General features: G+C 57.0%; 11 protein-coding genes. 7 read left to right on the top strand and 4 right to left on the bottom strand.

Going from position 1 to position 10,190, the window contains the following annotated elements; translation table 11 throughout:
• On the bottom strand, positions 1-325 hold a 325-nt coding region (locus HMPREF9538_RS22685), incomplete at its 3' end, for an FAD-dependent oxidoreductase (RefSeq protein ID WP_009484157.1).
• Between the two features lie 238 nt (positions 326-563).
• Here HMPREF9538_RS22685 and HMPREF9538_RS22680 point away from each other — a divergent pair.
• The gene (locus tag HMPREF9538_RS22680) at positions 564-1,886 is read left to right on the top strand and encodes a cytosine deaminase (protein ID WP_002920241.1); all 1,323 of its coding nucleotides are present in this window, start codon (positions 564-566) and stop codon (positions 1,884-1,886) included.
• On the opposite strand, the gene tsgA is transcribed toward HMPREF9538_RS22680, so the two are convergent.
• Positions 1,883-3,070: an MFS transporter TsgA gene (gene tsgA, locus HMPREF9538_RS22675; protein WP_009484158.1), complete on the bottom strand. Its 1,188-nt coding sequence runs from the start codon at positions 3,068-3,070 to the stop codon at positions 1,883-1,885. The two genes, HMPREF9538_RS22680 and tsgA, sit on opposite strands and share 4 nt — an antisense overlap.
• A gap of 276 nt (positions 3,071-3,346) precedes the next feature.
• Here tsgA and ppiA point away from each other — a divergent pair, with 276 nt between their 5' ends.
• The 5 genes from ppiA to argD all read left to right on the top strand — a co-directional run bounded on the left by ppiA (position 3,347) and on the right by argD (position 6,689).
• Positions 3,347-3,916, top strand: a complete 570-nt coding sequence (gene ppiA, locus HMPREF9538_RS22670) for a peptidylprolyl isomerase A (protein WP_002920238.1) — start codon at positions 3,347-3,349, stop codon at positions 3,914-3,916.
• Between the two features lie 106 nt (positions 3,917-4,022).
• A complete protein-coding gene (locus tag HMPREF9538_RS22665) occupies positions 4,023-4,190 on the top strand; it encodes a YhfG family protein (protein WP_002920231.1) in 168 nt (55 codons plus the stop codon).
• Positions 4,180-4,782 carry a putative adenosine monophosphate-protein transferase Fic gene (locus tag HMPREF9538_RS22660; protein WP_002920230.1) on the top strand — a complete coding sequence of 201 codons (603 nt, stop codon included), beginning with the start codon at positions 4,180-4,182 and terminating at the stop codon, positions 4,780-4,782. The genes HMPREF9538_RS22665 and HMPREF9538_RS22660 overlap by 11 nt, the downstream gene beginning before the upstream one ends.
• 32 nt (positions 4,783-4,814) lie before the next feature.
• Positions 4,815-5,378 (top strand): aminodeoxychorismate synthase component 2, encoded by a 564-nt coding sequence (pabA, locus tag HMPREF9538_RS22655; RefSeq protein ID WP_009484160.1) that lies wholly within the window; start codon positions 4,815-4,817, stop codon positions 5,376-5,378.
• Positions 5,379-5,468: 90 nt separating this feature from the next.
• Positions 5,469-6,689: a bifunctional acetylornithine/succinyldiaminopimelate transaminase gene (gene argD / locus HMPREF9538_RS22650; RefSeq protein ID WP_002920226.1), complete on the top strand. Its 1,221-nt coding sequence runs from the start codon at positions 5,469-5,471 to the stop codon at positions 6,687-6,689.
• On the opposite strand, the gene HMPREF9538_RS22645 is transcribed toward argD, so the two are convergent.
• Positions 6,679-8,757: a YccS/YhfK family putative transporter gene (locus HMPREF9538_RS22645; RefSeq protein WP_004213494.1), complete on the bottom strand. Its 2,079-nt coding sequence runs from the start codon at positions 8,755-8,757 to the stop codon at positions 6,679-6,681. The two genes, argD and HMPREF9538_RS22645, sit on opposite strands and share 11 nt — an antisense overlap.
• 51 nt (positions 8,758-8,808) lie before the next feature.
• On the bottom strand, positions 8,809-9,441 hold the full coding sequence (gene crp, locus HMPREF9538_RS22640) for a cAMP-activated global transcriptional regulator CRP (protein WP_000242758.1): 633 nt from the start codon (positions 9,439-9,441) through the stop codon (positions 8,809-8,811).
• Positions 9,442-9,747: 306 nt separating this feature from the next.
• On the opposite strand from crp, the gene HMPREF9538_RS22635 reads away from it, so the two are divergent.
• Positions 9,748-10,152, top strand: a complete 405-nt coding sequence (locus tag HMPREF9538_RS22635) for an OsmC family protein (RefSeq protein WP_002920158.1) — start codon at positions 9,748-9,750, stop codon at positions 10,150-10,152.
• Positions 10,153-10,190: the final 38 nt, after the last annotated feature.

Raw genomic sequence — 10,190 nt, forward strand, 5'->3', positions numbered from 1 at the left:
TCGCCATAATCAGCTTGTCGTAGAACACGGTACGCCCGGCGCTGGAGTGGATCACTTTCTCCTGGCGGTTGATGGTGATCGCCCGTTCGCCGACCAGCACCTTGACGCCGTGTTTCTCATAGAAACCTTCGCGTACCAGCGACAGTTCTTCCGCAGTGTGATGGGAGAAATAAGACGACAGGTGGACGCGGTCGTAGGCGATACGCGGTTCTTCACAGAACACGGTAATGTCGAACTGTCCGGCAGGCGCCTTATCGAGAAGCTCTTCGATAAAGCGATGGCCAACCATGCCGTTACCGATAATAGCGATTCTGACTTTGCTCATTTTTGCCTCGATTTCTTTTCTATTACCGCCTACCTTAACGATTCAGCCATCAGGCTTATTGATGCAAATCAATGACAACTTCACCTACCACTTAATGGGTATGCGTTTGATTTGTCAGTATTTTTATAAGTCATGGAAAACGCTGACTTTTCCTTTTTGCTGATTCTGTGTACAAGAATTGGGTAAGCCGCGATTGGGGTTAGATAGAAAACAAGCCGTATTGAATAGAGAGGGTGATATGACAGCAGCGCCGCTTTGGTTGATTCAGAACGTACGCCTGGCAGACCGCGACGGCCTGTGGCAAATAGCCATTGATAAGGGCCGCTTTGGCGAGATCACGCCGATGGGGGAGGCGCACGATGAAAGCTACGAGGTATTGAACGCTCGCGGCGGGCTAGCGATCCCGCCTTTTATCGAGCCGCATATCCATCTGGATACCACCCAGACGGCCGGCGAGCCGAACTGGAATCAGTCCGGTACTCTGTTCGAGGGGATTGAGCGCTGGGCGGAGCGGAAAGCGCTGCTCAGCCATGAGGACGTCAAAGCCCGGGCGTGGAAAACCCTGAAGTGGCAGATCGCCAATGGCGTGCAGTTTGTCCGCACTCATGTCGATGTTTCCGATCCCACGTTAACGGCGCTGAAGGCGATGCTGGAGGTCAAACAGGAGGTGGCGCCATGGGTCGAGTTACAGATTGTCGCTTTTCCACAGGAGGGGATCCTCTCTTACCCCAACGGCGAGGCGCTGCTGGAGGAGGCCCTCAAGCTGGGGGCGGACGTCGTCGGGGCGATCCCGCATTTTGAGTTCACCCGTGAATATGGTGTGGAATCGCTGCATATCGCCTTCCGTCTGGCGCAGCAATATGACCGCCCACTGGATATTCACTGCGATGAAATTGACGATGAGCAGTCGCGCTTTGTTGAAACCGTTGCCGCGCTGGCGCTGAAAGCGGGGATAGGGCCGCGGGTAACGGCCAGCCATACCACCGCTATGCACTCCTATAATGGCGCTTATACCTCGCGTCTGTTCCGCTTGCTTAAGCTCTCCGGCATCAACTTTGTCGCCAATCCGCTGGTGAATATTCATCTGCAGGGCCGGTTTGACGACTACCCGAAGCGACGGGGCATTACCCGGGTGAAGGAGCTGTTGGCGGCGGGGATCAACGTTTGCTTTGGTCATGATGACGTCTTTGACCCGTGGTACCCGCTGGGGACCGGCAATATGCTGCAGGTCCTGCATATGGGGCTCCATGTTTGCCAGCTGATGGGCTACCAGCAGATCAACGACGGCCTGCAGCTTATCACCGACAACAGCGCCCGCACGTTTGGCCTCGAGGATTACGGCATTGTCAGCGGCAACCCGGCTAACCTGATCATTCTCCCGGCGGAGAATGGCTTTGAGGCCGTCCGCTGCCAGGTGCCGGTGCGCTGGTCAATTCGCCAGGGAAGGGTGATCGCGACCACCCAGCCGGCGCAAAGCTGGATCCAAACTGACCGCGGTGGCGAGGAGCTTTCTTTTATGAGGAACAGCCCCCTTGCGGATGCAAAGGGGCCGAAGGCTTAGTGAGACGCCGCCTGAGCGTTGTTCTGGCGATGACGGGAGACGAAGCCGAGGATAAAGCACATTACGAATACCACGGCATAGAGGCCGTTAGCGGTGTGCAGCGCGGCCAGGGGACCGCTGGCCGCCACAATCGGGCCGGTGACCACGAAAGTGAGCATGGTGCCGATGGTGCCGCAGGTGAGGATAAAGTTCACCAGCTTCGGCGAAGCGACCCGCGTCTGCTGCGAACCGAGCGTAATGATCGAGGTGTAAATGGCGCTGGAGAAGAAGCCCAGGGTCAGAATAAACCACGGCATATGCTCCGACGAACCATTGATAAACAGGTACATCAGCACCGTCGCGAGCCCGGCGAGGACGGTTAAGATACGCTGCAGGTCGAAGAAGCGCAGGATGAAGCTGAACGACCACATGCCGATCATGTAGGACATCCAGAAATCGCTCACCAGTTTACCGGCGTCGCCGAGGCTCATGCCCAGGCTCTTCGCATATTCCGGTACCCAGGAGATAAAGCCCAGCTGACCGAGGATGTAGCACAGCGCCGCAACGGAGAGGAACAGCACGCCGATGCCCCACTTCTCTTTCACCACCGGCTGGCTGTTTTCACTCTGGGCTTTTTTGCCCAGCACCGGGAAATCACAGCCGAAAGTCAGGACGAAAATAGCGACATACACCAGACCAATACAGGCGTAGACCCAGTACCACTCGATGCTGCGCGCCAGCAGGACGGCGGCGACCATCGGGAAAATCATGCCCGCCATGCTAAAGAAGGAGTCGGTAAACAGCAGACGCGCCCCGCGCTGACGGCCTTCATACATATGGGTGATCAGGAAGGTCCCGATCGACATGGTGATCCCGCTCACCAGGCCAAGAACGAACATTGACGCGGAGAACAGCGCCAGGCTGTGGCTGAGCATCAGGCCGGCCACCGCCAGCACCATCAAAATAAAGCCAAAGCGCAGCTGAGTTTTCAGCGGCACGATTTCCATCAGCCAGGCATTGAGGAAGATGGAGATAAGAATACCGGCGTTCAGAAAGGTAAAGGTGTTGCTCATACTGGAAACGGGCAGATGGAAATAATCCGCAATGTTACCCATCACCATCCCGGTGACGATCACCAACGCGCCGGTCAGGGCGTAGGAGAAGAAGCTGATCCATGTGAGCTTAATACGGTTGCTGTTAGTCATGACTGGCCTGTGAATAGAAAGGTAAAGCGCGTTGACGCTGCGCCGGGCGGACAGATTTTATTCGTTCAGGTGATGTAATTAAATGTTTATTGTGAAATGAGTTATCTTTTGCATGTTTTAATGTGATCTGAATCACGCTTGTTCGCTGCAAAGGAGATCGTTTGCGCGGTTACAATTATTACAGCTAAGTAAAATTTGGTAAAAGGCTGGCCCAGGATGCAAAGGCTCTTTAGAATCAAGGCACTCGCTTTTATTCTGCTCCGTTAAGGAATTTCCATGCTCAAATCAACACTGGCGGCGATGGCTGCCGTTTTCGCTATTTCAGCGTTCTCCCCGGCCATGGCGGCAAAGGGCGATCCGCATGTGCTGCTGACCACTTCGGCAGGTAACATTGAGCTTGAGTTAAACAGCCAGAAAGCCCCGATTTCCGTGGATAACTTCCTGAAGTACGTCAACAGCGGCTTCTACAACAACACCACCTTTCACCGCGTGATCCCGGGATTCATGGTGCAGGGCGGCGGCTTTAACGAACAGATGCAGCAGAAGCAGCCTAACCCGCCGATCAAGAATGAAGCAGACAACGGCCTGCGCAACACCCGCGGCACCATCGCGATGGCGCGTACCGCCGATCAGGATAGCGCCACCAGTCAGTTCTTCATCAACGTGGCGGATAACGCCTTCCTCGACCATGGCCAGCGCGACTTTGGCTATGCGGTATTCGGCAAAGTGGTGAAGGGGATGGATGTTGCGGATAAGATCTCCCAGGTCCAGACCCATAACGTTGGTCCGTACCAGAATGTGCCGACCAAACCGGTCGTTATCCTCTCTGCGAAAGTGCTGCCCTAATCCTCCCGCGGCGCGGTGGTCTATCGCCGCGCCCGGTCGCCTCCCGGCATAACCTTAAATTGCTGCTTATACTTGTGGCACACAGGGGACGATAAGGGGGGCGACGATGCGTCCACTCACCGATAAGCAAAAATCCCGACTCTGGGAACAGACACGCAATACCAATTTTCAGGCCAGCCGTCGCCTTGAAGGCGTGACGGTGCCGCTGGTTACGCTGACTGCCGAAGAGGCGCTGGCGCGTCTGGCGACGTTGCGGAGGGAGTATGAGCGATAAATTCGGCGATGAACGCGATCCTTATCTCTATCCGGCGCTGAACGTGCTGCGCAACCGTCTCGGCATCCGCCAGGCTAAAAATCTGCAGCAGGCCGCCTTTGAGATGACAGCGCTGCGGGCGGCCACTCTGCCGCTGGGCCCGCGGGTGCGCGGCTTACCCTATCTGTGCGCTATTCATCACCAGTTGTATCAGGATCTGTTTGACTGGGCGGGCCGCTTGCGTGAAGTGAACCTCTACCTGGGCGATACGCCGTTCTGCCACTTTGCCCGGATCGAGGAGGAGGGGAATGCCCTGATGCAGGCCCTTGAGCAGGAGGATTATCTCAGTGGCCTGCCGCGCGATACCTTCATCGAACGCCTGAGCTGGTTCTATGGTGAAATTAATGTGCTGCACCCTTTTCGTCTTGGCAATGGCCTGACCCAGCGCATTTTCTTTGAACAGCTGGCGATACATGCCGGCTACCTTCTTAACTGGCGTGACGTTGACCCCGCCGGCTGGAGTGCGGCCTGCCAGCAGAGCGCGATGGGCGATCTGGCCCCGCTGGTGGCGATCTTTCGCAAAGTGGTAAGCGAAGCGCGGGAATCTGAGTAGAATAGCCCGGTTTTGATTGTTCCGGAGCCGCTATGATCCTGCTTATCGATAACTATGACTCTTTCACCTGGAATCTGTATCAGTACTTCTGCGAACTGGGGGGGGAAGTACTGGTCAGGCGCAACGATGCGTTGACGCTGGAGGAGATAGCGGCGCTGGCGCCGGAGAAAATCGTGATCTCGCCAGGCCCCTGCACGCCGGATGAGGCGGGGATTTCCCTCGCGGTTATCCGCCACTATGCCGGAAAAACGCCGCTGCTGGGCGTCTGTCTCGGGCATCAGGCGATCGCCCAGGCGTTTGGCGCGACTATCGTGCGGGCGGCCCAGGTGATGCATGGCAAAACCTCGCTTATCGAGCATAACGGCGAAGGGGTGTTTCAGGGGCTGAATAATCCCCTGACGGTGACCCGCTATCACTCGCTGGTGATTGACCCGCCGACGCTCCCGTCCGAGTTTAACGTCACTGCCCGCAGCGCCAGCGGTGAGATTATGGGGATCCGTCACCGCGAATGGGATCTCGAGGGCGTGCAGTTTCATCCGGAAAGCATCCTCAGCGAGCAGGGCCATCAATTGCTGGCCAACTTTTTGAAACGGTGATTTTCAGTTGCTATTGACTGATTTTTTATGCATATTTTGTGATTAGATTATCATAATCGCATCTGCGTAACGAAGAGGGATGGGCAAGACATGGCAACTGAACAACCGGCAATCACCCGCGCCACATTCGATGAAGTTATTTTGCCAATTTATGCACCGGCAGAATTCATCCCGGTGAAGGGGAAAGGCAGCCGCGTCTGGGATCAGCAGGGGAAAGAGTATATCGATTTCGCCGGCGGTATCGCGGTGACGGCGCTTGGCCATTGCCATCCGGCGCTGGTGGCGGCGCTGCATCAGCAGGGCGAAACGCTGTGGCACACCAGCAACGTCTTTACCAATGAGCCGGCGCTGCGTCTGGGACGTAAACTTGTCGAGGCTACCTTCGCCGAGCGCGTGGTGTTTATGAACTCCGGCACCGAAGCCAATGAAACGGCCTTTAAGCTGGCGCGTCACTATGCGGTGACCCGCCATAGCCCGTATAAAACCAAAATCATCGCCTTCCATAATGCCTTTCATGGCCGCTCCCTGTTTACCGTTTCCGTCGGCGGTCAGCCGAAGTATTCCGATGGTTTCGGCCCAAAACCGGCGGATATTGTCCATGTTCCCTTCAACGATCTGCAGGCGGTAAAAGCGGTGATGGATGACCACACCTGCGCGGTGGTGGTGGAGCCGATTCAGGGCGAAGGCGGTGTGACGGCGGCCACGCCGGCTTTCCTGCAGGGACTGCGCGAGCTGTGCGATCAGCACCAGGCGCTGCTCGTCTTTGATGAAGTACAGTGTGGTATGGGGCGTACCGGATCGCTGTTCGCCTATATGCACTACGGCGTGACCCCGGATATTCTGACCAGCGCCAAAGCGCTGGGCGGCGGCTTCCCGGTCAGCGCCATGCTGACCACCCACGAGATCGCCAGCGCCTTCCATGCGGGCTCCCATGGCTCAACCTACGGCGGCAACCCGCTGGCCTGCGCGGTCGCCAACGCCGCCTTCGATCTGATCAATACCCCGGCGGTGCTGGATGGCGTGAGCGCGAAGCGCGAACTGTTCGTCAAACACCTGCAGCGGCTGGATGCCGAGTTTGATCTGTTCAGTGATATACGCGGGATGGGCCTGCTGATCGGCGCGGAACTCAAGCCGCAGCACAAAGGCCGCGCGCGTGATTTCCTCTATGCCGCGGCCGACGCCGGCGTCATGGTGCTCAACGCCGGGCCGGACGTGATGCGTTTTGTTCCCTCGCTGATCATCGACGAGCAGGATATTGCCGAGGGGATGGCGCGCTTTGCCCAGGCGGTGGCAAAGGTGATTAACGGTTGATCTTCCGCAGCCAGATGCCATGGTGCGGCCGCTGACGCCATGCCACTGACGAAATGGTGTGCATGGTGTTCAGATGGCCCAGAATGCGTTGCAGATGCTGCTCCAGGGTGCTTAACGGACCGATCGGCACCTCGCTTTCCGGCGACTCCATAATATTGGCATCCCCTGCGCTGCCGGGACCATCGCTGTCCAGCCGCTGCTGGCAGCGCTGCAGCGCAATCTCACAGGATTCGAGATAGCGCTGGGCAAGATCCGGGGTCAGCATCGTATGCTCCCGGGCCAGGGTGGTCATAGCGTTGATGTGTTCGACGATAAACTGGCTGTGCGTTACCCACAGCTTCATATCTTCCAGATAGTGGGTATTAAACCCGGGCTCCTGCATCGCCTGATTCAGGGAGTTGTAGAGCGCGTTGTGCGCCTGGTTGACGCGCATGCGTTGATAGGCCAGCGCGGGGGCTTTTGGATCGGCGCTGAGGATCAGGCGAATTGCCTGCTGGTCGGCCTCCAGCGCATCGTGGGCGTTTTTTTTCAGCAGGCCGCTTTGCCACTGCGGCCACAGCCAGACCATCCCGCCGAAGGCAATCAGGCAGCCGATAAGGGTGTCGATCAGCCGGGCGATAATAAACTGTTCGCCGTTAAGCGTCAGCAGCTGCAGGGTATATACCGCCGTCACCGTAAACCCAACCATCGCCCAGCCATAGTGTTTGCGAATGATCAGATAGCTGAGCAGGGTAATCAGCAGCATCCCGCTCAGGGTGTAGCTCTCCGGAACGTGAAAATGCAAGGTCAGCCCGGCGATCGTCAGGCCGGCGAGCGTACCCGCCGCCCGGTGAACAATACGCACCCGGGTGGCGCCATAGCCGTTCTGGGTGACGAAAAGCACCGTCATCAGGATCCAGTAGGGCTTAGGCAAGTGCAGGGCGTTGCCCATCAGGCTGGCGACGCTCAGCATCACGCTGATGCGGGCGGCATTGCGCAGCGCGGGCGATTTTAGCGACAGGTAGTTCTTTAGCGCGGGCAATAGCGGTAAACGACGCTCTTTGTCGGCCATCAGGTCCCGGGCATACAGCGGGCGCTGGGTATGCAGCACCCGGGCGATGCGGCTGAAGTGCCAGGCGCAGAAGTGGCCGACCGGGTTATCCGGATGTTGTCTGGCGATCTTTTCCAGAGCCTCGATCTGTTTATCCATCTGAAAGCGCTTTGGAAAGCGATGATAGAGCATGTCATCCGCCAGCACGCGCAGGCGGGCGGCGACGGTCTGCGCGTTCCAGCGGATCACCGCTTCGGCATGGCTGCGTTCCACCAGCTTTTGCACCTCTTCCGGCTGATGCAGGCTGACCGAAATATGCTCCTGTAGATCCAGCCCCATCTGAAACGCCCGCAGCAGGCGCTTATGATCGTTGCGTTGGTTAGCGGCCAGCATATGCATCTGCTGATAGCACTGGGTAATCAGATCGACCACTTTCTGCTGGCGGGTGAGCAGCGGCGGCAGGGCGGTCGAGGGATCGGTATGCTGGGTCAGCAGGCTGTATTTGGCTTCACAGTAGTCCGCCAGCTCCCGGTAAAGCAGGCTAAGCGACTCCCGTAGCGGCTGTTCGCGCCACAGCCAGAACCAGAACCAGTTAAACACGCCGTACCACAGCGTGCCGAAGGCGTAGATCAGCAGCGGCTCCCAGATGGGCATATTGCCCGCCAGGCTCAGGGTAAAGATGGCGGCGATCAGCGACGCGGGCAGCAGCCGCGCGTGCAGCGAACTGATCTCCGCGGTAACGCCGAGCAAGAGCGCCAGGCCGCTGAGAATAAACGGCAGGGGTATCGCCTGGGCAAGCAGCAACTGCACCACCAGACTGCATCCGGCAAACAGGCAGCCGCCGATAATCAGGCGTTTGAAAAAGCGCTTATGCGGGGTATCAAGACCGGCAATGTTGCAGCAGGCGGGGACTAAGGAAAATAACAGCCCCTGCTGGAGATGGCCGAGCAGAAGACCGATGGCCACGGGCAGACACAGCACCAGCGTTTGCCGCAGTGCATAGTTGACTTCCGGGTGGTAAATCAGCCTGCGCCACATGAGGGAAAAACAAAAACGGCGTACTGCGGGAGCAATACGCCGCTTAGCAACTTAACGGGTGCCGTAGACGACGATGGTTTTACCGTGCGCGGAAATCAGGTTCTGATCTTCCAGCATTTTCAAAATACGACCAACGGTTTCACGAGAGCAGCCGACGATCTGACCAATTTCCTGGCGGGTAATTTTAATTTGCATACCGTCCGGGTGGGTCATGGCATCCGGTTGCTTCGCCAGGTTCAGCAGCGTCTGGGCGATACGGCCCGTCACGTCGAGGAAGGCAAGGTTGCCCACTTTCTCAGACGTGACCTGCAGACGGCGAGCCATTTGCGAAGAGAGACGCATCAGAATGTCCGGGTTCACCTGGATCAGCTGACGGAATTTCTTATAAGAGATTTCGGCCACTTCACATGCGGTTTTCGCCCGTACCCAGGCGCTACGTTCCTGACCCTCTTCAAACAGGCCTAATTCACCGATGAAATCGCCCTGGTTGAGGTAGGAGAGGATCATCTCTTTACCTTCTTCATCCTTGATGAGTACAGCCACGGAGCCTTTAACGATGTAGTACAGCGTTTCTGCTTTTTCACCCTGGTGGATCAGCGTGCTCTTTGATGGGTACTTATGAATGTGGCAATGAGACAAGAACCATTCAAGGGTAGGGTCTGTTTGCGGTTTGCCAAGCACCATGCGCGGTTATCCTCTGTTATAAGCTATCTCCGGGCGCCGACACTACACGGCGTCCGGGCATGCAATCGTATTGTTTCCCTATACCTGGGAAGCTGGCTGATGATTTTTCGACAGCCCGTAATGTGAACTCCTCTGCATACATGCAGTACATCAATGTATTACTGTAGCATCCAGACTGTTTTAGCATAGCTTTCGCCGCATGTCTCCTGGTGTCTCGCTTCAGCATGACGCAGGTCGCCTTCCGTTGCGAGAATTGTTATGTGCGCGTAATCTGACAGGAATATTGCGATACTGGAGTTAAATTTTATGCAAGCGCGTGTGAAATGGGTAGAAGGGTTAACCTTTATCGGGGAGTCCGCATCGGGACACCAGATTCTGATGGATGGCAACTCCGGGGATAAGGCTCCCAGCCCGATGGAGATGGTGCTGATGGCGGCGGGCGGTTGCAGTGCGATCGATGTGGTCTCCATTCTGCAAAAAGGTCGTCACGACGTGACCAATTGCGAAGTGAAGCTGACCTCCGAGCGTCGCGAAGAGGCTCCGCGTCTGTTCACGCATATTAATCTGCATTTTATCGTCACCGGCAAGGCGCTGAAAGATGCCGCGGTCTCCCGGGCGGTGGACCTGTCGGCAGAGAAATACTGCTCGGTGGCGCTGATGCTGGAAAAAGCGGTGAACATCACTCACTCCTATGAAGTGATCGAGGCGTAGTCTTCGCCTGCCGTTGTATCGAATCTCAACCCCCGCCC

Origin of the sequence: Klebsiella sp. MS 92-3, from assembly GCF_000195655.1 — a bacterium.
In the GTDB taxonomy this organism is placed as follows: Bacteria; Pseudomonadota; Gammaproteobacteria; order Enterobacterales; family Enterobacteriaceae; genus Klebsiella; species Klebsiella pneumoniae.

Excerpts from the sequence above, each read along its gene's own strand:
- HMPREF9538_RS22680 (WP_002920241.1), top strand. The coding sequence starts at position 564 with ATGACAGCAGCGCCGCTTTGGTTGATTCAGAACGTACGCCTGGCAGAC.
- tsgA (WP_009484158.1), bottom strand. The coding sequence starts at position 3,070 with ATGACTAACAGCAACCGTATTAAGCTCACATGGATCAGCTTCTTCTCC.
- ppiA (WP_002920238.1), top strand. The coding sequence starts at position 3,347 with ATGCTCAAATCAACACTGGCGGCGATGGCTGCCGTTTTCGCTATTTCA.
- HMPREF9538_RS22665 (WP_002920231.1), top strand. The coding sequence starts at position 4,023 with ATGCGTCCACTCACCGATAAGCAAAAATCCCGACTCTGGGAACAGACA.
- HMPREF9538_RS22660 (WP_002920230.1), top strand. The coding sequence starts at position 4,180 with ATGAGCGATAAATTCGGCGATGAACGCGATCCTTATCTCTATCCGGCG.
- pabA (WP_009484160.1), top strand. The coding sequence starts at position 4,815 with ATGATCCTGCTTATCGATAACTATGACTCTTTCACCTGGAATCTGTAT.
- argD (WP_002920226.1), top strand. The coding sequence starts at position 5,469 with ATGGCAACTGAACAACCGGCAATCACCCGCGCCACATTCGATGAAGTT.
- HMPREF9538_RS22645 (WP_004213494.1), bottom strand. The coding sequence starts at position 8,757 with ATGTGGCGCAGGCTGATTTACCACCCGGAAGTCAACTATGCACTGCGG.
- crp (WP_000242758.1), bottom strand. The coding sequence starts at position 9,441 with ATGGTGCTTGGCAAACCGCAAACAGACCCTACCCTTGAATGGTTCTTG.
- HMPREF9538_RS22635 (WP_002920158.1), top strand. The coding sequence starts at position 9,748 with ATGCAAGCGCGTGTGAAATGGGTAGAAGGGTTAACCTTTATCGGGGAG.